Genomic DNA, 23,035 nt, shown 5'->3' with positions numbered 1-23,035 from the left:
GTTACGAAACTCCAGTACTTTTCGCGAAGATTTATCGAGAGCTTTAAGTTAAAGCCTTGTTAAGCGCGGTTGCCGCCCGCTCGGTAGTCTTAAGGAAGCCTTACCGACGCCTTCGCGCGACCTGCGGATCCGTTGTCCCGCGCTATCCACCGGAAGCCGGCACAGGAACTTCAAATCGCGAACGCCAGCGCTTAAATTTGCGGACATGACTATCCACAAGAGCGATCAGACCAAGGTGCCCGGCGCAACGAACGCGCAGCGCGGTTCCGCAAGCGATTTGCCGCCGGAGGGGCTCACGCCTCCGGATATCGATCCCGCGAACGCCCCCGCCGAGGAGGACGACGAGGCCCGGCTGCCGGAACTCGCCGAGGAAAGCACGGAAGCTGTAGCCGAGGGACCGCTTGCGATCGGCCATGCAGCGATCGAAAAGGCGGTGCGGCTCGCCCCCACCTCGCCCGGCGTCTACCGCATGCTGAACGCCGCCCACGACGTGCTCTATGTCGGCAAGGCGAAGAACGTCCGCAAGCGGCTCTCTTCCTATGCGCGGGTCAATGCGCCGCTCGCGGCGCGTATCCTGCGCATGATCGCGGCCACGGTGTCGGTCGAGATCGTCTCGACATCCACCGAAACCGAGGCGCTGCTGCTGGAAGCCAATCTGATCAAGCAGCTCCGGCCGCGCTTCAACGTGCAGCTACGCGACGACAAGTCGTTCCCCTACATCCTGATCACCGGCGACCATTGGGCGCCGCAAATCCTCAAGCACCGCGGCGCGCAAAGCCGGCCGGGACGCTATTTCGGACCGTTCGCCTCCGCCGGTGCGGTCAACCGCACCATCACGGCGCTGCAGCGGGCGTTCCTGATCCGCTCCTGCACCGATTCGTTTTTCGAAAGCCGCACCCGGCCCTGCCTGCTCTACCAGATCAAGCGCTGCGCGGGCCCGTGCACGCGCGAGATCGATTTCCCCGGCTATACCAAGCTCGTCGGCGAAGCCGTCGATTTCCTGTCCGGGCGCAGCCAGCAGGTGAAGCAGGAACTCGCGGCCGAGATGGAAAAAGCCTCGCGCGAGCTGGAATTCGAGACCGCGGCGCTCTACCGCGACCGCCTCGCGGCGCTCTCCGCGATCCAGTCGCAGCAGGGCATCAATCCGCGCACCGTGGAAGAAGCCGACGTGTTCGCCATCCATCAGGAGGGTGGCTACTCCTGCGTCGAAGTGTTCTTCTTCCGCACCGGGCAGAACTGGGGCAACCGCGCCTATTTCCCGCGCGCGGAGAAGTCATTTACGCCTGAGGAAGTGCTGTCATCCTTCCTTGCGCAATTCTACGATGACAAGCCGCCGCCAAAGCTCGTCCTGCTCTCACACGAGATCGAGGAATGCGAGCTCTTGGCCGACGCGCTCTCGGTCAAGGCCGGACACAAGGTCGAGGTTTCCGTGCCCAAGCGCGGCGAGAAAAAGGAGCTGGTGGCGCATGCGCTGACCAACGCGCGCGAGGCGCTGGGCCGCAAGCTTGCGGACACATCCACCCAAGGACGGCTGCTGGAGGGACTCGCGACCACGCTCGGCCTGCCGCACCCGCCGCGCCGCATCGAGGTCTACGACAACAGCCACATCCAGGGCACCAATGCCGTCGGCGCCATGATCGTGGCCGGGCCCGAGGGCTTTGCGAAGAACCAGTACCGCAAGTTCAACATCAAGTCGGAAGGCCTCACTCCCGGCGACGACTACGCCATGATGCGCGAGGTGCTGCAGCGGCGCTTCAAGCGGCTGGTGAGCGCCAATAACGAGGAGGCCGGCAAGGCCAACGAGAAGAGGGACGATGACTCCTTCCCGCAATGGCCCGATCTTGTGATCATCGATGGCGGCCGTGGCCAGCTCAATGCCGCCAAGGAAATCCTGGACGGACTGGGTGCGACGCAGGTCTCGCTGTTGGGGGTCGCGAAAGGACCGGACCGCGATGCCGGCCGCGAGACGCTGTTCATGCCGGATCGCGACGCGATCAAGCTCGAGCCGCGCGATCCCGTACTGTATTTCATCCAGCGGCTGCGCGACGAGGCGCATCGTTTCGTGATCGGATCGCACCGCAAGCTGCGCAAGAAGGACATCCGAGAAGCCGGCCTGCAGGAGATTCCCGGTATCGGACCGTCGCGCAAGCGCGCTCTTTTGCATCATTTCGGTACGCTGAAGGAGATCGAACGGGCCTCGATCGCCGATCTAGGCAAGGTTCCGGGCGTCTCCGCCGAGAGCGCGCGCAAGATTTTCGAGTTTTTCCACGCCGAGCCACGCTAAAAGGGGATTCGGGTCACATGGGCGTCGCCCGCGGCGGATCATCTCAAACCGGCCGGTTGGTCCTGGCGGCTTGACTTGTCTGGTTGACTTGGCCCCGTTGACTTGGCCCGGTTGAATTGGCCGGGGTTGATTTGGCCGGGTTGACCTGGGCGCTCGAGCGGTATTGGTAGAACGGATGAACATCGCAACCACACGAGGGGCCGCCAAGACCTCCTGGTCGCTGCCCAATATCCTGACCTATGGGCGGATTGCTGCCATCCCCGTGGTGGTCGGCTGCATTTATGTGCAGTCGATCCTGGATGGCCCGCTCTGGCTGCGCTGGGTGGCCGTCGCGGTCTTCATCGCTGCGGGCGTCACCGATTATCTCGACGGCTATTACGCCCGCATCTGGAATCAGCAATCGGCATTCGGCCGCATGCTCGATCCGATCGCGGACAAGTTGTTGGTGGCGTCCTGCCTTTTGATGCTTGCGGCCGACGGCATCATCCATGGCTGGTCGCTGTGGGCCGCCATCATCATTCTTTGCCGCGAAATCCTGGTGTCGGGCTTGCGCGAATATCTCGCCGCGTTGCGCGTCAGCGTGCCCGTGACCAAGCTCGCGAAGTGGAAGACCACCCTGCAGCTCGTCGCGATCGGCTTTTTGCTTGCAGGCGAAGCCGGCGACCTCGCCGTCTCCATCATCTCCACCGAGATAGGCCCTCTCGTCACCCAGATCGGGCTGCTGCTGTTGTGGACCTCGGCCCTGATCACCATCTATACGGGCTACGACTATTTCCGCGCCGGCATCCATCACCTCATCAAGGAGGATGAGGCATGAAGCTGAAATATTTCGCCTGGGTGCGCGAGCGCGTCGGCAAGGCCGAGGAGACGATCGAGCCGCCGGCCAGCGTGCGCACCATCGAGGACCTGATCGCCTGGCTCACCCAGCGCGGCGAAGCTTACGCCTATGCGTTCGAAAAGCCGAAGGTGATCCGCGCCGCGATCGACCACGCCCATGTCAAACCAGACACGGTAATCGCGGGCGCCCGCGAGATCGCCTTCTTCCCGCCGATGACCGGCGGGTAGAGTGAGATGATCTTGGTTGAGTCGATCTGTCGGCGCATTCGGTCTCACCTCTCCCACAGGGAGAGGTCGATTTGCGCAGCAAGTCGGGTGAGGGATTTCACCCTCTCGTGGGAGCTGCGGCCCCTCATCCGGCGCTACGCGCCGACCTCTCCCCGTCGCGGAGAGGTGAACCTCCGCCGCAGCTCATCAATACTTCGGGCCGTGAGGCCGCCGTCACCATGACCAGCGTCACCATCCGCATCCAGGAATCTGACTTCGACATCGCACGCGAGATCGCGCTGCTCGCCGAAGGTCGCACCGATATCGGCGCGGTCGTGAGTTTTTCCGGCATCTGTCGCGGCAGCGACGGCGATGGTGTCTCGGCGCTCACGCTGGAGCATTATCCTGACATGGCGGAGGCCGAGATCAGGCGACACGTGGACGAAGCCATCGCGCGATGGCCGCTGAATGGTGTCACCGTCGTCCACCGCGTCGGCCGCCTCACGCCCGGACAAAACATCGTGCTGGTGCTGACGGCCTCGGCCCACCGCCAGGCGGCATTTCAGGCCGCGGAGTTCTTGATGGATTATTTGAAGACGAGCGCGCCGTTCTGGAAACAGGAGGAAAACGCCTCCGGCAGCAATTGGGTCGAGGCGCAGGCGCAGGATGATGCCGCGGCCGCCCGTTGGACCAAGTCCTGATGGCCAAGCCCGTCAAACCGGCCGCCAAACGTGCAAGCGCGGGATCGAAGTTTGCTAAAGTCGCCCGCGGCGAGCTGCTCACCCTGCTTGATTTCGTCCGCTTCGCAGTCAGCCGCTTTGTCGAGGCGAAGCTGGTGTTCGCCCACGGCACCACCGATCCGGTGGCGGAAGCCGCCTTCCTGGTCTGCGAGGCCCTGCACCTGCACCCCGATCAGCTCGACACTTTCGCCGCGGCGCGCGTCACCGCAGCCGAGGCAAAAGCAATTCTGGAACTGATCGAGCGCCGGGTGCGAACGCGAAAGCCGGCCGCCTATCTCGTCAACAAGATCTATATGCGCGGCCTGCCGTTCTATGTCGACGAGCGCGTGATCGTACCGCGCTCCTTCATCGGCGAGATTCTGGACTCGCATTTGGGGGGCGGCGAGGATGGCGGCTATGCGCTGCTCGGCGATCCCGCCGAGGTCGAACACGTGCTCGATCTCTGCACCGGCTCGGGCTGTCTCGCCATTCTGGCCGCACGCCATTTTCCGAATGCGCTGGTCGATGCGGTGGATATCTCCAAGGAGGCGCTCGCGGTGGCCGCGCGAAATGTTTCCGAACATGGGCTCGAGGGACGAGTCAAACTCCATCGCGGCGACCTGTTCGCCCCGCTCGGCGACGCGCGCTACGACCTCATCATTTCGAACCCTCCTTACGTCGATGCCGAGGGCATGGCGGCGCTACCGCTCGAATGCCGCGCCGAACCGAAGCTCGCCTTTGACGGCGGCACTGACGGGCTCGACCTTGTGCGGCGCATCCTGAACGAGGCCGGAACCCACCTGACGCCGCAGGGCGGGTTGCTTTGCGAAATCGGCCGCGGCAGGGAGCGGCTGGAGGCCGCGTTTCCGCGGTTGCCGCTGCTCTGGCTCGACAGCGAGGATTCGGAAGGCGAAGTGTTCTGGATTGCAGCCGCCGATCTCGGTTGAGGCGTGCACAGAAATATCAATTGTGGCGCGGTTTCCGTAAAACGCAGAAGCTGATAGCCTGACGGCCAATCGATCGAAACATTCCCAAAAAGAGGCCCCCATGCTGGACAAGAGCGCCCGCCCCACTCCCGTCAACGTCCCCAACGATCTTGCCGCGCATTGGATGCCGTTCACCGCCAACCGCGCCTTCAAGAAGCAGCCGCGGCTGCTCGCGGGCGCGACCGGAATGCATTACATCACCGTCGACGGCCGCAAGATCATCGATGCCGCCTCGGGGATGTGGTGCACCAACGCCGGCCATGGCCGCAAGGAGATCTCCTCGGCGATCACCAAGATGGCGGAGACGCTGGACTATGCGCCGCCGTTCCAGTTCGGCATTCCGCAAGCCTTCGAACTCGCCAGCCGCATCGCCGAGCTCGCGCCCGACGGTCTGGATCACGTCTTCTTCTGCAATTCCGGCTCGGAAGCCGCCGATACCGCGCTGAAAATCGCGCTGGCCTACCACCAGCTCAACGGCCAGGGCTCCCGCACCCGCCTGATCGGCCGCGTGCGCGGCTATCACGGCGTCGGCTTTGGCGGCACCGCGGTTGGCGGCATCGTCGGCAACCGCAAGATCTTCGGCTCACTTCTCGCCGGCGTCGATCATCTGCCTGCGACCTACGACCGCGAGAAGCAGGCCTTCACCAAGGGTGAGCCGGACTATGGCGCGCACTTCGCCGACGAGCTGGAGAACCTGGTCAACCTGCACGGTGCCAACACCATTGCTGCCGTCATCGTCGAGCCGATGGCGGGATCGACCGGCGTGCTGCCGGCGCCGAAGGGCTATCTGAAGCGGCTGCGCGAGATCACCCAGAAGCACGGCATTCTCCTGATCTTCGATGAGGTCATCACCGGTTATGGCCGGCTTGGCCATGCGTTCGCCGCCGAGCGCTACGGCGTGCTGCCCGATATGCTCACCTTCGCCAAAGGCGTAACCAACGGCTCGGCTCCGATGGGTGGCGTACTGGTGCGCGACACCATCCATGACGCCTTCATGAACGGCCCCGAACACGTGGTCGAGCTGACCCACGGCTACACCTATTCCGCGCATCCGCTCGCCTGCGCAGCCGGGCTTGCCACGCTCGACATTTACCGCGACGAAAAGCTGTTCGAGCGCGCCCGTGAGCTGGAGCCGAAATTTGCCGACGCGGTGATGACACTGAAGGGCCTGCCGAACGTGCTCGATATTCGCACCGTGGGGCTGACCGCCGGCATCGATCTCGCGCCCCGTGCCGCCGACCAGGTCGGCAAGCGCGGCTATGATGCGATGGTCAGCGCCTTCCACGACAACGACATGATGATGCGGATCGCCGGCGACACGCTGGCATTGTCCCCGCCCCTGATCATCAGCGAGGACCAGATCGGCGAGATCATCGACAAGCTCGGCAAGGTGATTCGCGCGGTGGCCTAGGGATGAGCTTGGCGGCGAGGCTTGCTCGTCGCGGCGGCCTACAAATTGCGACCGTCACCCTGAGGAGGCCGCGAACCGCAGTCGTCTCGAAGGGCGACAGCCCCGGTGCCCGCAGGCGGGGCATTCATCCTTCGAGGCTCGCTTTCGCGAGCACCTCCAGCGACAAACGGCGTAACCGTTTGCGCGGGGATGACGGTCCAACAGAAGCGCTCGCTTCGCGCTTCGTCGGCAATACCGCTGTGTTGCAGAATGGCTAGCATCTCGAATCAAATTGAGTGCTAAGGTTGCACTGCTTCGGGGAGCGTCGCGCGCAACATGATCCGCATTTCTACGATTTTCATTGCCATTTGCATGGTGCTGGTTTCGGCCTCGCTGGGCCTCGTTCTCTATTCAGTGGCCGGCATCAGCGGATCGGAATCCGCGATCGTGGCGCTCGCCGCGCTGACCTTCCTGATCCTCTACAACGCTGTATCGATGCGGCTGCGCGACCGCACCGACGTCGGCAACCAGATTGCGGATTTGTCACGCGGCACCGCCGATCTTGCCCGCCAAGTCGCCGAATTCGGCCGCAGGCTTTCAGCCATCGAAGCCAAGATGGCGTCCGCCAATTCGAGCGGTGCCGACCGCATCCAGGCGGTTGTGAGCGAGATCAACGAACTTGGCGGGCTGGTCAAGCAGCTCGCGGCCTCGGTCGCCAATCACGAGGAACTGCTTGCTGAGCATGCCCCCGCGCCGGCCGACGCCACCGTCGAGGCAGAACCGGCCGCGAAAACCGAAGCGGAGCCGCAACAGCCGACCTCGCCGCCGCAACCGCCTGCAGCCGAAAAGCCTCCGGTTATCGCGGTCACGGCGCCCAAAGCCAGCGACAGCCCGGCGCCCCGCGGTGAGAGGCAAATTCTCGCTGCGCTCCGAAGCGCGGTCGAGGAGAACCGGTTGGACCTCTATCTGCAGCCGATTGTGACCTTGCCGCAACGAAAGGTGCGTTTCTACGAGGCGGTCACGCGGTTGCGCGACGAACGGGACCAGATCCTGCCTGCCGAGGATTTCATCGGGCTCGCCGAGGCCGCCGGCCTGATCGGCCGCGTCGATCAGATGGTGATCCAACGCTGCGTGCAGGTGCTGCGGCGCCTCATGGTCCGCAACAAGGATGTCGGCGTGTTCTGCAATGTTGCCGCCGCAACGTTGGCCAATGCGGAAATCTTTTCGCAATGCCTAGATTTCCTCGAGGCCAACCGGGCGCTCGCGCCGTCCTTCATCCTGGAATTCAAGCAGTCGATGTTCCGGAACCTCGGCCCGGTCGAGACCGAGCATCTCGCGGCGCTGGCGCAGCGCGGTTATCGCTTCTCAATCGATCACGTCACCGATCTGCGCCTCGAGCCGCGGGAACTCGCCGACCGTGGCGTCCGCTACATCAAGGTGCCGGCGGCGCTGTTGCTCGATCCGAAGCAGAGCGCGGCCTCCGACATTCATCCGACCGACCTCTCGGATCTGCTCGGCCGCTTCGGTATCGATCTCATCGCCGAGCGCATAGAGGGCGAACGCTCGGTGGTCGATCTGCTCGATTACGACATGCGATTCGGACAGGGTTTTCTGTTCGCCCCGCCGCGCCCGCTGCGTCCCGAGGGAGCGGCAAACGCCGCAGCAGCGGCCAATGCGCAAGAGGCCAAAGACGAGCCCAAGCCGGAGACCAAATCAGAACCCAAGGCCGAACCGAAGAAAGAGCCCAAGCTGGGCGGCAACAGCGTCGCCAAGCCAAGCGGAAGCGAAAGGGCGGCAGCCGAGGCGCTATCCCCACGCATGACCGGAAACGCCGCGCTGGTGCGCCGCGTCGCCGGACCGGCCTGATCGGCGCCCGCCAACATGAGCGGCTTGCGATTTGTCGAGCGGTTGCGCGACGTACTCGGCGGCGTCGACGTGGTGCTGTCGGACATCTGGGGCGTCGTCCATAACGGGCTGGAGGCGTTCCCGGAAGCCTGCGAGGCTCTGCGCAACCACCGCAATCAGGGCGGGACGGTGATTCTCATCACCAATGCGCCGCGCCCGGCCGATTCGGTCCAGCGACAGTTGCGCAAGCTTCATGTTGCGGACGACACCTATGACGCCATCGTCTCGTCCGGCGACCTGACCCGGCTTTATGTCGCCGGCCATCCCGGCCGCAAGCTGTTCTGGCTCGGCCCCGAGCGCGACAGCTCCATCCATCGCGGGCTTGATGCCGTTCTCTCGCCGCTGGAGCAGGCCGATTACCTGGTCTGCACCGGCCTGCTCGATGACGAGACCGAAACGGCCGAGGATTACCGGCCGATGATGCTGAAGGCGCGCGAACGCAATTTGACCTTCATCTGCGCCAATCCCGACATCGTGGTCGAGCGCGGCGATCGCCTGATCTATTGCGCCGGCGCAATCGCCGAGCTCTATCGCGAACTCGGCGGCGAGGTGATCTTCTACGGCAAGCCGCACCGGCCGATCTACGAACGCGCAATGGAACTGGCCGCTGCGCAACAGGGCGGCCCGGTTCAGCGCAACCGGGTGCTGGCCATCGGCGATTCCGTGCGCACCGATCTCGCCGGCGCCCACGGCTTCGGCATCGACTGCCTGTTCGTGACGCGGGGCATCCACTCCGAGGAGTTCGAAGGCATCGATCAGCTCGACCCGGCCTCGGTCAAGGAGCTGTTCGGCCACCCGCCGAAGGCGCTGATACGCGAGTTGAGGTGGTGATGAGGGTGCCCGCCGTCCCTCCTCGCGCGGTCATTCCGGGGCGCCTCGAAGAGGCGAACCCGGAATCTCGAGATTCTCAGGTGCGCAATTGCGCACCATAGTTCGATGCGGAGCCTGTGATCCGGCCGCGCTTCGCGCGGACCGGTGGCATCGCCCCGGAATGACGGCGCAATAAGATTCAATAAGATCAGGTGCTGGCCATGTCCGGGAAGACCGCCTCGATCTTGGTCTTCAGCGTCGCCGCATTGAAGGGCTTGACGATATAATTGTTCACCCCGGCCTTCTTGGCCGCGATCACGTTCTCGGTCTTGGATTCCGCCGTGATCATGATGAAGGGCGTGGTGGCAAGGTTGGGGTCGGCGCGGACCTCGCGGAGCAGGTCGTAGCCGGTCATCGGCTCCATGTTCCAGTCCGAGATCACGAGCCCGTACTTCTTGCCGCGCATCTTGTTCAGCGCTGCCGAGCCGTCGCTCGCGTCATCGATATTCTCGAAACCAAGCTGCTTCAGAAGATTCCGGATGATACGGATCATGGTGCTGTAATCGTCCACCACCAGGACCGGCATCGACAAATCAACCGCCATTTCTTGACTCCCCCACGCGAACCAGCGTCAGATCAAAACCATTCTGCTCGGGGCGGTTGCCCCGCCCCGCAGTTCTCTGAAAAGCACTAGCATCAGCCCTTAAACAGCCCGTTAACTCACCACCCTGCGCGGCCGCCTGTCCGGTAACGAAGGCTAGATGAAAGCGCCCGGCTTGACTTCCCGCACCCCGCTAAGCCACGGTCCCGCCGCGCCGAAGGCCGCAACCAGCCCTCAAGAAACGTCTTTGAAATGTCTACTGTTTTTTCCGTGATCCGCGATGACACACCCGCCGCGCTGCTGCCAAAAGGGGCCGTGGTGGCGATGGGCAACTTCGATGGCGTCCATCTCGGCCACCGGGCGGTGATCGCGGCGGCCCTGGAGATGGGGCGAGCGCACGGCCGGCCTGCCCTCGCCGTAACATTTGAGCCCCACCCGCGCCGCTACTTCAGCCCGAACACGCCCCAGTTCCGCCTGACGGACGAAACCGCCAAGCTGAGGCTTTTGGCGGGCACCGGTCTTGCCGGGGCGGTCGTGATGACCTTCGACAAGCGGCGGGCCGAAACCTCGGCGCAAGACTTCATTCACCATGACCTGATCGAGCGGCTCGGGGTCTCCGGCATCGCCGTCGGCTACGATTTCCATTTTGGCAAGGGCCGCGGCGGCTCCCCGAGCCTTCTGGTCGCCGAGGCGCCCCGGCTCGGCATCGAGGTCGACGTGCAGCCGCATATCGACATCGACGAGCGGCCGGTCTCCTCAACCGCCATCCGGATGGCGCTCGCCGAGGGCCACCTTGCCGATGCCACCGCCATGTTGGGGGGGCCCTGGTTCGTGACCGGCAGCGTCATTCATGGCGACAAGCGCGGCCGTGATCTCGGCTATCCCACCGCCAATATCCGCCTCGACAACAATTGCGGGCTCAAGCACGGGATCTATGCGGTGCGGGTCGGGCGGGGCAAGACGCGGATCGACGGGGTCGCCAGCTTCGGCCGACGCCCCACCTTCGACAACGGCGCGCCGCTGCTCGAAATCTTCCTGTTCGATTTCAAGGGCGACCTCTATGGCGAAACGCTCGATGTCGCCTTTATCGGCTTCATTCGCGACGAACTGAAATTCGACAGCGTGGAGGCGCTGATCCGGCGGATGGACCAGGATTCCGCCATCGCCCGCGCCCAACTGGCTGCGGCGCCAGACGCCTTCCCGACACTCGGCGAGGTCGGGTAATTCCCGGCGCAAGCCTTTGCGATTTCGACGCCCCCCTGCTATGACGGCGCCATGTTTGCGCGGCGCATCATAATCGGCATTAGCGGCCCGGCTTCCGCCTGAGCCTTCGGCTTGGCGCAAGACCGGGTTTTTCCACCTCGCCCGCTATTTGAGCGTTTTCGCGCCCTTTTTGAGCCAAACAGAGCCTTATGTCCGAGAAGCCGCAAAAGTCCGTCGCCAAAGACTATTCCAAAACCTTGTTCCTGCCGCAGACGGATTTCCCGATGCGCGCCGGCCTGCCCCAGCGCGAGCCGGAAATCCTGGCACGCTGGAACCAGATGGACCTCTACGGAAAGCTGCGGGAGCAGGCCAAGGGCAAGACGAAATTCGTGCTCCATGACGGGCCGCCCTACGCCAACGGCAGCATCCATATCGGGCATGCGCTGAACAAGATCCTCAAAGACGTCGTGACCAAGAGCCAGCAGATGCTCGGCTTCGATTCCAACTATGTACCGGGCTGGGACTGCCACGGACTCCCGATCGAATGGAAGATCGAGGAAGAAAACTACCGCTCCAAAGGCAAGACCAAGCCGAACTTCAAGGATTCCGCGGCGATGGTGGCGTTCCGCAAGGAATGCCGCGCCTATGCGACGCACTGGCTCAACATCCAGCGCGAGGAGTTCAAGCGGCTTGGCGTCATCGGCGACTGGGACCACCCCTACGCCACGATGAGCTATCCGGCAGAGGCGCAGATCGCGCGCGAATTGATGAAATTCGCCGCCAACGGCACGCTCTATCGCGGCTCCAAGCCCGTGATGTGGAGCGTGGTCGAGAAGACCGCGCTCGCCGAAGCCGAGGTCGAGTACGAGGATTACACCTCGGATACGGTGTGGGTGAAGTTTCCGATCACTTCCCCCGCCCATGGCGCGCTTGCCAGCGCCTCGGTGGTGATCTGGACCACGACGCCCTGGACGCTGCCCGGCAACCGCGCCATCGCCTTCTCGCCGAAGATTGCCTACGGCCTTTACAGGGTGACGGAAGCGCCCGCCGACAATTGGGCCAAGCCGGGCGATCTCCTGATCCTGGCGAGTGCGCTGGCCGAGAGCGTGTTCAAACAGGCGCGCGTCACCGCTTACGAGAAAGTGCGCGACGTGCCGGGCGACACGCTGGATGCGGTCGAGTGCGCGCATCCGCTGAAAGGCCTCGCCGGCGGCTACGAATTCACGGTCCCGCTCCTGCCCGGCGACCACGTCACCGACGATACCGGCACCGGCTTCGTGCACACCGCGCCCGGTCATGGCCGCGAAGACTTCGACGTGTGGACTGCCCATTCGCGCGAATTGGAGGCGCGCGGCATCAACACCGCGATTCCCTATACGGTCGATGAGAACGGCGCTTTTACCGACCATGCGCCGGGGTTCGTCGGCAAGCGCGTCATCAACGACAAGGGCGAAAAGGGCGACGCCAACGAGGCCGTGATCAAGGCGTTGATCGAGGCGGGCATGCTGCTCGCGCGCGGCAAGCTCAAGCACCAATATCCGCATTCATGGCGCTCGAAGAAGCCGGTGATCTTCCGCAACACGCCGCAATGGTTCATCGCGATGGACAAGCCGATCGCGAACGATGGCAAGGCCAAGCCCGGCGATACCCTGCGAGCCCGCGCGCTGCACGCGATCTCGGTGACGCAATGGGTGCCGCCCGCAGGGCAAAACCGCATCAACGGCATGATCGAGAACCGGCCCGACTGGGTGATCTCGCGCCAGCGCGCATGGGGCGTGCCGATCGCGGTGTTCGTGCGCGAGAAGGGCGACGGCTCCGCCGAAATCCTGCAGGATGACGCCGTCAACCAGCGCATCGCCGAGGCCTTCGAGAAGGAAGGCGCCGATGCCTGGTACATGGAAGGCGCGCGCGAGCGCTTCCTTGGGAAGCGCGCCAATGAGGATTGGCAGAAGGTCGACGACATCCTTGATGTCTGGTTCGACTCGGGCTCGACGCACGCCTTCGTGCTCGAAGATCCCGTGCATTTCCCCGGGCTCGCCGGCATCAGGCGCAAGGTCGATGGCGGTCGGGACAGCGTGATGTACCTGGAAGGCTCGGACCAGCACCGCGGCTGGTTCCATTCCTCGCTCCTGGAGAGCTGCGGCACCCGCGGCCGCGCGCCCTACGACGTCGTCCTGACCCACGGCTTCACGCTGGACGAGAACGGCCGCAAGATGTCGAAGTCGCTCGGCAACACGGTCGAGCCGCAAAAAGTGATCAAGGACTCGGGCGCCGATATCTTGAGGCTCTGGGTTTGCGCGACCGATTACGCAGACGACCAGCGCATTGGCCCGGAAATCCTGAAGAACACGGTCGAGACCTATCGCAAGCTGCGCAACACCATCCGCTGGATGCTCGGCACGCTGCATCACTTCAAGCCGGCCGACAAGGTCGCTCACGGCAACATGCCGGAGCTGGAGCGCTTGATGCTGCACGAGCTGGCCGAGCAGGCGGAGATTGTGCGCAAGGCCTATGCCGAATTCGACTACAAGACCGTAGTCGCCACGCTCGCGGCCTTCATGAACAGCGAATTGTCGGCGTTCTATTTTGATATCCGCAAGGACACGCTGTATTGCGATCCGCCGTCGTCATCGACGCGGAAGGCGGCGCTGACCGCGATCGATATCATCTGCGACGCGATCCTGCGCTGGCTCGCGCCCGTCCTGAGCTTCACCTGCGACGAGGCGTGGCACCTCTACAGACCCGATGCCGAACCTTCCGTGCATCTGACCCTGTTTCCGGAGGGGCTTGAGAACTACCGCGCCGACGCGCTGGCCGCGAAATGGCGGACCATTCGCGAAGTGCGCCGCGTCGTCACCGGCGCGCTGGAGATCGAGCGCGCCGCCAAGCGCATCGGCTCGTCGCTGGAAGCCTCCCCCGTGATCTATGTCTCGGACAGAAGCCTTTTGGCCACCTTATTCGACGTCGATCTCGCCGAGATCTGCATCACCTCGAATGCGGAAGTGCAGGAGGGCGAAGCACCGGAAGGTGCCTTCCGCCTTAACGAGGTGCCGGGCGTCGCGGTGGTGGTCGAGAAGGCGATCGGGACAAAATGCGCGCGTTCCTGGAAGATCCTCCCGACCGTCGGCGAGGACCCCGACTATCCCGACGTCTCGCCGCGCGATGCGCAGGCGCTGCGCGAATGGAAGGCGCTGGGAGTCACGCCGTGACGTTGTCGTCCCGGCGAAAGCCGGGACCCACAACCACAGGCGTCTGAGCAGACGAAGGTCGATGACCAACAATATTTCAACCAATTTGCATCCCGCGGCCGCGACGAGCGCCAAGGCGCTCGCGCTGGGGGTCCCGGCCTTCGCCGCCGGGACGACATCGTGGGTGCCTGCGGGTCGCATTACATGACCCGCCCTCTCCGCGCGGGTCTCATCGCCGCCGTGGTCACCGTGGTGGTCGACCAGGCCGCCAAGCTGTGGCTGCTCAACGTGTTCGAGATTGCCCACCGCGGCACCGTAAGGGTGACGCCGTTCTTTGATCTGGTGCTGGCCTGGAACATCGGCATCAGCTTTGGCTGGTTTCAGAGCGACAACCCGGCCGCCCAGATCGCGCTGATGGCAGTGAAGGGCGTGGCGGTGATCGCGCTCGGGATCTGGATGGTCCGCTCCCAGGCGGTCATGGCAACGGTCGCGCTGGGCCTGATCATCGGCGGAGCTATCGGAAACGCCATCGACCGCGCGGCCTATGGCGCGGTCGTCGATTTTGCCCTGTTCCACATCCAGATCGGCGGAAAAACCTTCAATTGGTACGTCTTTAACCTCGCGGACGTGGCCATCGTTGCCGGAGTCATAGCCCTATTGTATGATTCCTTTGTGGGGCTACCCGCCGCAAAAGCGCCCTGATCCCGGCCGATACGACTGCGTCGTCAGCGGCAATTCCGTGAGGTTTTGAACAGGTAAAGCGATGCGTAAGCAACATGCCTCGGGCTGGATGGCTAAGACCTCGTCGGTGGTGCTTAACCGCAGCGTTCGGCTCTCGGCCGTCGCGCTGGGCATCGGCCTGCTGGTCGCCTCCGGCGCCGCCCGTGCCCAGGACGATGACGAGGACGACAAGACCTTCGAGGAGAAGATCATCGAAGGCATCATGAAGGGCATCGGCGCCACCAACATGGATAACAGCGGTATCGATTACCGCGAACGCTCGCCCCTTGTCGTGCCGCCCAAGCTTGACCTGCCGCCGCCGGTGTCCGCCAAGGCCGAAGTGAACGTGCCGAACTGGCCGAAAGATCCTGACGACGCCCGTCGCAAGGCGGCCATCGAGAAACGCAAGAAGGACAAGAAAGACACCAGGGACGCTGTCGAGAAGAGCCGCGAAGCGAGTCGCGTGCTGTCGCCCAGCGAACTCAATGTTGCGAGAACAGCGCCCTCCGGCGGCAACAACCACACGTCGGAATCCGAGCAGCCCGGCGGCGATCCGGGTAGCCACGCGGTCCTGAGCCCGGACCAGCTTGGCTTTGAGGGGCGCTTCACCAGCCTGTTCGGCGGTAACAAGACCGAGACCGCGGAATTCAAGGGCGAACCGCCGCGCGAAGCGCTGACGCAGCCGCCGCCCGGCTACCAGACTCCGTCGCCGAACTTCGCCTACGGCACCGGCAAGCAGATGGAATCGGTCTACAAGGAATACAATCCGGCCGCCGGAAAGTATGGCGATCAATAATCGTCTCTGCTTACTTGTTCGCGCATGATGTTGCGGAAAACCGGTATCCAGTTTTCCGCGTCGTGCATCGAACTCCATGACGCGAAAGCGTCGGTCGCACCCATTTGCGTGGGGACAAGGGTGCTTTTGACCCGAACGGCAACGTTCGGGCTTTTACATAGGTCATGATGCCCTTACATCGCTCCACAGCCGCCTTGCTTGCGCTCTTCCTCGTTGCGTCCCCCGCCTTCGCGGAGACCACCCCAGCCCCAACCTCGACCTCGGCCCCGCCAGCGACGTTTACGCTCGACAACGGATTGCAGGTGGTGGTGATCCAGGATCATCGCACGCCGGTGGTCACGCAAATGATCTGGTACAAGGTCGGCTCCGCCGACGAGACGCCCGGCAAGTCCGGGCTCGCCCACTTCCTCGAACACCTGATGTTCAAGGGGACCGCCAAGCACCCGGCCGGCGAATTCTCCCAGACGGTGCTGCGCATCGGCGGCAACGAAAACGCGTTCACGTCCTACGACTACACCGGCTTCTTCCAGCGCGTGCCGCGCGACCAGTTGGCCAAGATGATGGAGTTCGAAGCCGACCGCATGACCGGCCTGATCCTGAAGGACGAGAACGTGCTGCCTGAGCGCGACGTCGTGCTCGAGGAATACAACATGCGCGTCGCCAACAATCCGGAGGCACGGCTGAACGAGCAGATCATGGCGGCGCTTTACCTCAACCACCCTTACGGGCGTCCGGTGATCGGCTGGCATCCGGAGATCGAAAAGCTCGGCCGCGAGGATGCGCTGGCGTTTTACCGGCGTTTCTACGCGCCCAACAATGCGATCCTGGTGATTGCCGGCGACGTCGATGTCGGCGAAGTCCGGCCGCTGGCCGAGCAGACCTTCGGCAAGGTCGCGGCGCAATCTTCGATTCCTGCGCATCGCGTTCGCCCGCAGGAGCCGGAGCCGGCGGGCCCGCGTACCGTGACGGTGGCCGATCCGCATGTCGAGCAGCCTACGGTGAAACGCTTCTACCTCGTGCCCTCCGCCACCACCGCGAGCCCCGGCGAAAGCGCCGCGCTCGACGTGCTGGCGCAGCTCATGGGCAGCGGCAACAACTCCTATCTTTACCGCGCGCTCGTCGTCGACCATCCGCTGGCGGTCGCGGCCTCCGCGGCCTATCAGGGCACCGCGCTCGATCCCTCGCAGTTCTCGATCTCCGCCTCGCCCAAGCCCGGCATTGATTTCGCGCAGGTCGAGCAGGCGATCGATGGCGTCGTCGCCAAAGTTGCGGAAAATCCGGCGTCCTCCGAAGATCTCGAGCGCGTGAAGAACCAGTTGATTGCGGAAGCGATCTACGCGCAGGACAACCAGGCAACCATGGCACGCTGGTATGGCGGTGCGTTGACCACCGGATTGAGCATCCAGGACATCAGAAGCTGGCCAGACCGGATCCGGGCCGTCACCGCCGAACAGGTGCGGCAGGCGGCACAGAAATGGCTCGACAAGAAGCGTTCCGTTACCGGCTATCTCATCAAGGACACTCAGGCCACCAAGCACGAGGAGAAGCGTTCGTGACCCATCATCTGAAGTTCACGCGGCGCTTTGTCTGCACGCTCGCGGTGGCGCTCGGCGCAACACTGCCGACGATCGCGCCGTCACAGGCCGCGACCAAGATCCAGCACCTGACCTCGCCTGGCGGCATCGAAGCCTGGTACGTACAGGATTCCACCGTGCCGCTGATCGCAATGGAGTATGCCTTTGTCGGCGGCGCCAGCCAGGACCCGGCGGACAAGCCCGGGGTCGGCAACCTGGTTGCCGATCTGCTCGACGAGGGTTCGGGCAATCTCGATTCCAAGGCCTACCATGAGCGGCTCGAGCGCCGCGCCATCGAATTGAGCTTCTCCGTGACGCGGGACTACTTCCGAGGATCCTTGCGCATGCTGAAGGACAACAAGGACGAAGCCTTCACGCTGCTGCACAGCGCGCTGACCTCGCCGCATTTCGACGCCGCCGATGTCGAACGGATCCGCTCGCAGGTGATGTCCGGGCTCAAGCGCGACAGCGCCAATCCCAATGCGCTGGCGGGGCGCAAATTCCTGGAAGTCGCCTACGGCGATCATCCATATGGCCGGCTAACCTCCGGTACGCTGGACACCGTTCCGACCATCACCGTCGCGGACATGAAGGATTACGTCGGCCGCGTGCTGGCCAAGGACAAGCTGAAGATCGCCGTGGTCGGCGACGTCGACCCGGCGACGCTTGGCAAGCTGCTCGACCAGACTTTCGGCGACCTGCCGGCCAAGGCGAACCTGACCCCGGTTCCCGACGTCGAGGCCGCCAAGCCGCCGCAGCGCGCCTTTGTCCCGCTCGATGTGCCGCAGACCGTGATCACCTTCGGCAGCCCGGGCATCATGCGGCATGATCCGAACTTCATGGCGGGCTATGTCGTCAACCACATTCTCGGCGGGAGCGGACTGTCCTCCCGGCTCTATCACGAGGTCCGCGAAAAGCGAGGGCTTGCCTATTCCATCTACGGAGCGCTGTCGTGGATGGAACACTCGGCCCTGTTCATCGGCAACACCGGCACCCGCGCCGACCGCGCCGGCGAGACCATCACCGCGATCGAGAAGGAAGTCCGCCGCATGGCGCAAGACGGTCCGACGCAACAGGAACTCGATGAGGCCAAGTCCTATCTGAAGGGCTCGCAGATGCTCGCGCTCGACACCTCATCGAAGCTCGCGTCGGGGCTGTTGCAGTATCAGCTCGACGGCCTGCCGATCGACTATCTGGAAAAGCGCAACAGCCTGGTCGATGCGGTGACGCTGGATGATGCCAAGCAGGCCGCCAAGCGGCTCTGGGACCAAGGCCTGCTCACGGTGATCGTCGGCCGTGCCCCGCAAGCCGCCGCGCAGCCGGTCGCCGCGCCGGGTCCGGCCAAGGCGGATTGAGGCTGTCTGGTTAAGTCGGACACCTCAGACCCATCATCCAGAGGCGCGAACGCAATGAGCCTCGAAGGATGAACGGCCCCGGCGCGACGGCCGGGCCGTCGCCCTTCGGGGCCGCCGCGGAGCCTGCCATCGGGCCGCGCTTCGCGCGGACCCCGTTGGCCCCGGCACCTCAGGACGACGGAGAGATTGCGAGCCCGTTTCGCCGCAAACCCGCTATCCTGCGCACCGATTCCATCTCCCGGTGCCGTCATGCTGCGGATTTCCCGCGATCTCTCCATCGACGAAAACGATCTCGAGATCGGCTTTGTCCGTGCCTCCGGGCCCGGCGGGCAGAACGTCAACAAGCTCGCGACTGCCGCGCAGTTGCGCTTCGATACCAATCGGATCGTATTGCCGCCGGACGCCCGCACCCGGCTTGTTCGCCTCGCCGGCCAGCGCATGACCAAGGACGGCGTGATCGTGATCCACGCCCAGCGCTTTCGCACCCAGGAGCGCAACCGCGCCGACGCCATCGAGCGGCTGGTCAGCCTGTTGCGCGAGGCGATGGTCAGGCCGACGCCACGCCGGCCGACCAAGCCGACGCTGGCCTCAAAACGGCGCCGGCTCGAGGGCAAGAAGCGCCGCGGCGACATCAAGGCCCGGCGCGGCTCGCGCGGATTTGAGGATTAAACCAGGCGTTTCGGCAACGCGCGGCCGACGTGACGCCGCGACCTGTTTTGTTCTGCCCTGAAACAGCCCGCTACTACCACGGCCCGTTTGCCGCCGCCTAACATCCGCGCATGGCGAGGTAAGACGGATGACAAGCTTGCGCGGGCGATACGCAATCGGGCTGGTATTTTGCGGCGCGCTGCTGGCAGTGAGAATGGCGGCCGCGCAAATACCGCTGCCCGCCGCAAAGCCGCCCGATGGCGCCACGCTGTTCAAGCAGCAATGTGCAACCTGCCACACCATCAACCCGTCTGAGCCGATCCGGCAGGGCCCGCAGCTCTCCAAGGTGGTCGGCAGGCCCGCCGGCAAGGTCGACGGCTTCCGCTATTCGCCGGGACTCGCAAAAGCGGATTTCGTCTGGGACGAGGCCAGGCTGGACGCGTGGCTCACCAACCCGCAAGGCGTCGTTCCCGACGCTTTCATGGTTTACCGCCAAGCCAAGCCCGAGACTCGCGCGGCGATCATCGCCTATTTGAAGGAGCTGAACTGAATGGCCAAACCCGTCCACTCGATGATCCGCGTTCTCGATGAAGCGAGATCGCTTGATTTCTACGCGCGCGCATTCGGGCTCGAGGTGGCCGACCGCTTCAAATTCGCGGAGTTCGCCCTGGTCTATTTGCGTCATCCCTCTTCGCCTTTCGAAGTCGAGCTGACGGTTAATTTCGACCGCAAGGAGCCCTATTCGCTCGGCGACGGCTATGGCCACCTTGCGGTGGTGGTCGACGATGTCGACGCCGAGCATGCGCGCTTTACGCAGGAGCAATTGTCTCCGGGGCCGCTGCGCGATTTCAAGCACGACGGCAGGACACTGGCGCGGTTCTTCTTCGTCAGCGATCCCGACGGCTACAAGATCGAAGTGATCCAGAAGGGCGGACGTTTCGGCTAGCCAACTACAATCAACAAGAGATCAGTGGAGGAGCTCATGAGAGAAGTTGATCGTCGCAGCAAATATGATCGCCGGACCTTTCTCAAGGGCGCGGCAACAACGGTGCCGGTGGTCGCGGCCGCGACCACTGCGGGCTTCAGCATCGAAGACGCCTGGGCGGAGGATAGCGTCGCGCTTCCGCCTGCGACGCTGAAGACGCTGCTCAAGGTCGCGCGCGACATCTATCCGCACGACTTCCTGGGCGACAGCTACTACATCACGGCGATCAAGCCCTGGGACGACAAAGCGGCGAAAGATCCCGCCATCAAGACGCTGATCACGGATGGCGTGAACCGGCTCGACCAGGACGCCCGCGAGCGTCACCAACTCGCTTACGTCGAAGTGCCCTGGGAAGCGGATCGGGTGGCGCTCTTGCGCCGCATCGAGCAGAGCGACTTCTTCCAGAAGGTCCGCGGCGATCTCATCGTCTCGCTCTACAACCAGAAGGAGGTATGGCCGAAGTTCGGCTACGAGGGCTCCTCGGCGGAGTATGGCGGCTACATCAAGCGCGGCTTCGCCGACATCGACTGGCTCCCGAAAGTCTAGGCACCTGGACAGAGAACATCAGGGAGGAAATCAACATGGCAAAATTCGATCTGAACGACAGCGGCGTGGTCGTCGTGATAGGTTCGGGCGCCGGCGGCGGAACGCTGGGCAACGAGCTTGCGCAAAAGGGCGTGAAGGTCGTCATCCTAGAGGCGGGCCCGCGCATCGAGAACCAGGACTTCGTCAACGACGAATGGGACAGCTTTACCCAACTTGCCTGGAAGGACATGCGCACGACTTCGGGAAGCTGGCGCGTTCACAAGGACTTCCCCAATCTTCCGGCGTGGATCGTGAAGGCGGTCGGCGGCTCGACCACGCACTGGGCCGGCGCATCGCTGCGCTTTGGCGAGCATGAGTTCAAGATCAAGAGCACCTATGGCGATATTCCCAGTGCCAATCTGTTGGACTGGCCGATCACGCTCGCCGAGATGGAGCCTTATTACGCCAAGGCCGAGGACAAGATGGGCGTGACGCGCACCAACGGCATTCCCGGCCTGCCCGGCAACAACAATTTCAAGGTGCTCGAAGCCGGCGCCAAGACGCTCGGCTACAAGGAAGTCCATACCGGGCGGATGGCAATCAACAGCGAACCGCGTGACGGCCGCGGTTCGTGCCTGCAGATCGGCTTTTGCTTCCAGGGATGCAAATCCGGGGCGAAGTGGTCGACGCTCTACACCGAGATCCCGAAGGGCGAGGCGACGGGAAATATGGAGGTGCGCCCGAACAGCATGGTGCTCAAGATCGAGCATGATGCGAGCGGCAAGGTCACGGGCGTGGTCTATGCCGACGAGACCGGCGCCATGCAACGGCAGAAAGCACGTGTGGTGGCGGTCGCGGGCAACTCCATCGAGAGCCCGCGTTTGCTGCTCAACAGCGCCTCCAACATGTTCCCTGACGGGCTAGCCAATTCGTCGGGCCAGGTCGGGCGCAATTACATGCGGCACACGACCGGCAGCGTCTACGCGGTGTTCGAGAAATCAGTCCACATGTATCGCGGCACCACAATGGCGGGCATCATCCGCGATGAGGCGCGCAACGATCCGAAGCGCGGTTTCGTCGGCGGCTACGAAATGGAGACGCTCTCGCTGGGCCTGCCCTTTATGGCGGCCTTCCTCAATCCAGGCGCCTGGGGACGCGAGTTCACCAGCGCCATCGAGGGATATCCGCGGATGGCGGGTCTGTGGATCGTCGGCGAGGACATGCCGCAGGAGACCAATCGCGTCACCCTCGATCCGAAGGCCAAGGACAAGTTCGGCCTGCCGGTCGCCAGCGTGCATTTCGATGATCACCCCAATGACGTCGCGATGCGGACACACGCCTACAAGCAAGGCGCGGCGGTTTACGAGGCGGTCGGCGCGACCGTCACCTATCCGACACCGCCCTATCCCAGCACCCATAATCTCGGGACCAATCGAATGAGCGAGAAACCGCGGGATGGCGTCGTGAACAAGTTCGGCCAGACCCACGACATCAAGAACCTGTTCATCTCCGATGGCAGCCAGTTCACCAGCGGCGCGGCCTGCAACCCCACACTCACCATCGTATCGCTGGCCATCCGCCAGGCCGACTACATCGCCGGCGCGATGCAGAAGAAGGAGATTTGATTGGACCCACGCGCGGCGGCTCTGTGCGCAAGCCCAGAGCCGCTTACTCCCGAATCAGAGAACTAACGGACCTTGGTTGAAGCAGGCTCTCAAAACAGCCCCGTCACCTGAGGCGCTCGCAAAGCGAGCCTCGAATGGCGACGGCCCGGCTCTCGCAGCCGGGCCGTTCATCCTTCGAGGCTCGCGCCTCAGCATGACGGTTTAAGATCGGCGCGTGTAGGAGGCAAAAACGATTTCGCTATCGCGCACCCTGTCAAATGACTATTCGGCAGCATCTAGGATGGGCGCTGCCGTGTGACGAAACTCCGCCACGGCCTGCGCGCTTCTTGCGCGATAGATCAAGCAGGAGCACCGCAAGAGCGAGGCGAAATTCTTGACCTCGCCATGGTGATCGAGCACCTCGTCATGCAGCGTCGTGAGGAATTTTGCCAGGCTCATGTTCTGCGTCGCTGCAATCTCCTCCAGCGTATCCCAGAACGACATTTCGAGACGGATCGACGTGCAATGGCCCCCGATGCGCAACGATCGGGTCTGGGATTCGTAGTCGCGTTGCGGCTGATGCGCGAACAAATGGCACATGGTTTCCTCTCGTCGCATGATCGTTTTTCTTGAAACCATATACCCGCCGGCCCCGCGTCACAATGCTCGCAGCGGTTAGCACGGTCTGGCCAGGCTTT

At 63.7% G+C, this 23,035-nt stretch carries 21 protein-coding genes; 19 read left to right on the top strand and 2 right to left on the bottom strand.

Features of this window, described 5'->3' with window-relative positions; translation table 11 throughout:
* Positions 1-205 precede the first annotated feature (205 nt).
* The 8 genes from uvrC to F758_RS0109320 all read left to right on the top strand — a co-directional run bounded on the left by uvrC (position 206) and on the right by F758_RS0109320 (position 9,159).
* The gene (gene uvrC / locus F758_RS0109355) at positions 206-2,284 is read left to right on the top strand and encodes an excinuclease ABC subunit UvrC (protein ID WP_024507620.1); all 2,079 of its coding nucleotides are present in this window, start codon (positions 206-208) and stop codon (positions 2,282-2,284) included.
* Positions 2,285-2,459: 175 nt separating this feature from the next.
* Positions 2,460-3,101, top strand: coding sequence for a CDP-diacylglycerol--glycerol-3-phosphate 3-phosphatidyltransferase (gene pgsA, locus F758_RS0109350; protein ID WP_024507619.1), 642 nt, complete (start codon positions 2,460-2,462; stop codon positions 3,099-3,101).
* Positions 3,098-3,349: a molybdopterin converting factor subunit 1 gene (moaD, locus tag F758_RS0109345; RefSeq protein WP_024507618.1), complete on the top strand. Its 252-nt coding sequence runs from the start codon at positions 3,098-3,100 to the stop codon at positions 3,347-3,349. Before pgsA ends, moaD begins: the two co-directional genes overlap by 4 nt.
* Before the next feature lie 218 nt (positions 3,350-3,567).
* Positions 3,568-4,029, top strand: a complete 462-nt coding sequence (locus tag F758_RS0109340; RefSeq protein WP_024507617.1) for a molybdenum cofactor biosynthesis protein MoaE — start codon at positions 3,568-3,570, stop codon at positions 4,027-4,029.
* A complete protein-coding gene (prmB, locus tag F758_RS0109335; protein ID WP_024507616.1) occupies positions 4,029-4,994 on the top strand; it encodes a 50S ribosomal protein L3 N(5)-glutamine methyltransferase in 966 nt (321 codons plus the stop codon). Before F758_RS0109340 ends, prmB begins: the two co-directional genes overlap by 1 nt.
* 100 nt (positions 4,995-5,094) lie before the next feature.
* Entirely contained in the window at positions 5,095-6,444 is a 1,350-nt protein-coding gene (gene aptA / locus F758_RS0109330) for an omega-aminotransferase AptA (RefSeq protein WP_024507615.1), read from the top strand.
* Between the two features lie 315 nt (positions 6,445-6,759).
* The gene (locus tag F758_RS0109325; protein ID WP_024507614.1) at positions 6,760-8,289 is read left to right on the top strand and encodes an EAL domain-containing protein; all 1,530 of its coding nucleotides are present in this window, start codon (positions 6,760-6,762) and stop codon (positions 8,287-8,289) included.
* A 15-nt stretch (positions 8,290-8,304) separates the two neighbouring features.
* Positions 8,305-9,159 (top strand): TIGR01459 family HAD-type hydrolase, encoded by an 855-nt coding sequence (locus tag F758_RS0109320; protein ID WP_024507613.1) that lies wholly within the window; start codon positions 8,305-8,307, stop codon positions 9,157-9,159.
* Between the two features lie 187 nt (positions 9,160-9,346).
* Here the strand turns inward: F758_RS0109320 and F758_RS0109315 are convergent, their stop codons facing one another.
* On the bottom strand, positions 9,347-9,742 hold the full coding sequence (locus F758_RS0109315) for a response regulator (RefSeq protein ID WP_024507612.1): 396 nt from the start codon (positions 9,740-9,742) through the stop codon (positions 9,347-9,349).
* 249 nt (positions 9,743-9,991) lie between these two features.
* On the opposite strand from F758_RS0109315, the gene F758_RS0109310 reads away from it, so the two are divergent.
* The 11 genes from F758_RS0109310 (at position 9,992) to F758_RS0109260 (ending at position 22,358) form a co-directional block, all read left to right on the top strand.
* On the top strand, positions 9,992-10,963 hold the full coding sequence (locus F758_RS0109310) for a bifunctional riboflavin kinase/FAD synthetase (RefSeq protein ID WP_024507611.1): 972 nt from the start codon (positions 9,992-9,994) through the stop codon (positions 10,961-10,963).
* Between the two features lie 188 nt (positions 10,964-11,151).
* Positions 11,152-14,151, top strand: a complete 3,000-nt coding sequence (gene ileS, locus F758_RS0109305; protein ID WP_024507610.1) for an isoleucine--tRNA ligase — start codon at positions 11,152-11,154, stop codon at positions 14,149-14,151.
* Positions 14,152-14,334: 183 nt separating this feature from the next.
* On the top strand, positions 14,335-14,832 hold the full coding sequence (gene lspA / locus F758_RS0109300; RefSeq protein WP_024507609.1) for a signal peptidase II: 498 nt from the start codon (positions 14,335-14,337) through the stop codon (positions 14,830-14,832).
* A 61-nt stretch (positions 14,833-14,893) separates the two neighbouring features.
* A complete protein-coding gene (locus F758_RS0109295; RefSeq protein WP_024507608.1) occupies positions 14,894-15,646 on the top strand; it encodes a hypothetical protein in 753 nt (250 codons plus the stop codon).
* 164 nt (positions 15,647-15,810) lie between these two features.
* Positions 15,811-17,202 carry a M16 family metallopeptidase gene (locus tag F758_RS0109290; RefSeq protein WP_198026447.1) on the top strand — a complete coding sequence of 464 codons (1,392 nt, stop codon included), beginning with the start codon at positions 15,811-15,813 and terminating at the stop codon, positions 17,200-17,202.
* Positions 17,199-18,575: a M16 family metallopeptidase gene (locus tag F758_RS0109285; protein ID WP_024507606.1), complete on the top strand. Its 1,377-nt coding sequence runs from the start codon at positions 17,199-17,201 to the stop codon at positions 18,573-18,575. The genes F758_RS0109290 and F758_RS0109285 overlap by 4 nt, the downstream gene beginning before the upstream one ends.
* A 249-nt stretch (positions 18,576-18,824) precedes the next feature.
* Positions 18,825-19,244, top strand: coding sequence for an alternative ribosome rescue aminoacyl-tRNA hydrolase ArfB (gene arfB / locus F758_RS0109280; protein ID WP_024507605.1), 420 nt, complete (start codon positions 18,825-18,827; stop codon positions 19,242-19,244).
* A 193-nt stretch (positions 19,245-19,437) separates the two neighbouring features.
* On the top strand, positions 19,438-19,773 hold the full coding sequence (locus F758_RS0109275) for a c-type cytochrome (protein WP_157449937.1): 336 nt from the start codon (positions 19,438-19,440) through the stop codon (positions 19,771-19,773).
* Positions 19,774-20,169: a VOC family protein gene (locus F758_RS0109270; RefSeq protein WP_024507603.1), complete on the top strand. Its 396-nt coding sequence runs from the start codon at positions 19,774-19,776 to the stop codon at positions 20,167-20,169.
* Between the two features lie 36 nt (positions 20,170-20,205).
* Positions 20,206-20,754, top strand: a complete 549-nt coding sequence (locus tag F758_RS0109265) for a twin-arginine translocation signal domain-containing protein (protein WP_024507602.1) — start codon at positions 20,206-20,208, stop codon at positions 20,752-20,754.
* 35 nt (positions 20,755-20,789) lie between these two features.
* On the top strand, positions 20,790-22,358 hold the full coding sequence (locus F758_RS0109260; protein WP_024507601.1) for a GMC family oxidoreductase: 1,569 nt from the start codon (positions 20,790-20,792) through the stop codon (positions 22,356-22,358).
* Between the two features lie 261 nt (positions 22,359-22,619).
* Here F758_RS0109260 and F758_RS0109255 read toward each other — a convergent pair whose 3' ends face one another.
* Positions 22,620-22,937 carry a ribbon-helix-helix domain-containing protein gene (locus F758_RS0109255; protein WP_024507600.1) on the bottom strand — a complete coding sequence of 106 codons (318 nt, stop codon included), beginning with the start codon at positions 22,935-22,937 and terminating at the stop codon, positions 22,620-22,622.
* Positions 22,938-23,035 lie beyond the last annotated feature (98 nt).

The sequence above is a fragment of the Bradyrhizobium sp. ARR65 genome, from assembly GCF_000472385.1.
In the GTDB taxonomy this organism is placed as follows: Bacteria; Pseudomonadota; Alphaproteobacteria; order Rhizobiales; family Xanthobacteraceae; genus Bradyrhizobium.
Note: the sequence above shows the minus strand (reverse complement) of the source record. Positions and strands in the feature narration are given on the sequence as shown.

Coding starts and splice junctions, on each gene's coding strand:
- F758_RS0109325 (WP_024507614.1), top strand. CDS start 6,760: ATGATCCGCATTTCTACGATTTTCATTGCCATTTGCATGGTGCTGGTT.
- F758_RS0109265 (WP_024507602.1), top strand. CDS start 20,206: ATGAGAGAAGTTGATCGTCGCAGCAAATATGATCGCCGGACCTTTCTC.
- F758_RS0109290 (WP_198026447.1), top strand. CDS start 15,811: ATGATGCCCTTACATCGCTCCACAGCCGCCTTGCTTGCGCTCTTCCTC.
- pgsA (WP_024507619.1), top strand. CDS start 2,460: ATGAACATCGCAACCACACGAGGGGCCGCCAAGACCTCCTGGTCGCTG.
- F758_RS0109320 (WP_024507613.1), top strand. CDS start 8,305: ATGAGCGGCTTGCGATTTGTCGAGCGGTTGCGCGACGTACTCGGCGGC.
- F758_RS0109315 (WP_024507612.1), bottom strand. CDS start 9,742: ATGGCGGTTGATTTGTCGATGCCGGTCCTGGTGGTGGACGATTACAGC.
- lspA (WP_024507609.1), top strand. CDS start 14,335: ATGACCCGCCCTCTCCGCGCGGGTCTCATCGCCGCCGTGGTCACCGTG.
- prmB (WP_024507616.1), top strand. CDS start 4,029: ATGGCCAAGCCCGTCAAACCGGCCGCCAAACGTGCAAGCGCGGGATCG.
- F758_RS0109275 (WP_157449937.1), top strand. CDS start 19,438: ATGGCGGCCGCGCAAATACCGCTGCCCGCCGCAAAGCCGCCCGATGGC.
- F758_RS0109270 (WP_024507603.1), top strand. CDS start 19,774: ATGGCCAAACCCGTCCACTCGATGATCCGCGTTCTCGATGAAGCGAGA.
- F758_RS0109255 (WP_024507600.1), bottom strand. CDS start 22,937: ATGTGCCATTTGTTCGCGCATCAGCCGCAACGCGACTACGAATCCCAG.
- moaD (WP_024507618.1), top strand. CDS start 3,098: ATGAAGCTGAAATATTTCGCCTGGGTGCGCGAGCGCGTCGGCAAGGCC.
- F758_RS0109310 (WP_024507611.1), top strand. CDS start 9,992: ATGTCTACTGTTTTTTCCGTGATCCGCGATGACACACCCGCCGCGCTG.
- arfB (WP_024507605.1), top strand. CDS start 18,825: ATGCTGCGGATTTCCCGCGATCTCTCCATCGACGAAAACGATCTCGAG.
- aptA (WP_024507615.1), top strand. CDS start 5,095: ATGCTGGACAAGAGCGCCCGCCCCACTCCCGTCAACGTCCCCAACGAT.
- ileS (WP_024507610.1), top strand. CDS start 11,152: ATGTCCGAGAAGCCGCAAAAGTCCGTCGCCAAAGACTATTCCAAAACC.
- F758_RS0109295 (WP_024507608.1), top strand. CDS start 14,894: ATGCGTAAGCAACATGCCTCGGGCTGGATGGCTAAGACCTCGTCGGTG.
- F758_RS0109260 (WP_024507601.1), top strand. CDS start 20,790: ATGGCAAAATTCGATCTGAACGACAGCGGCGTGGTCGTCGTGATAGGT.
- uvrC (WP_024507620.1), top strand. CDS start 206: ATGACTATCCACAAGAGCGATCAGACCAAGGTGCCCGGCGCAACGAAC.
- F758_RS0109340 (WP_024507617.1), top strand. CDS start 3,568: ATGACCAGCGTCACCATCCGCATCCAGGAATCTGACTTCGACATCGCA.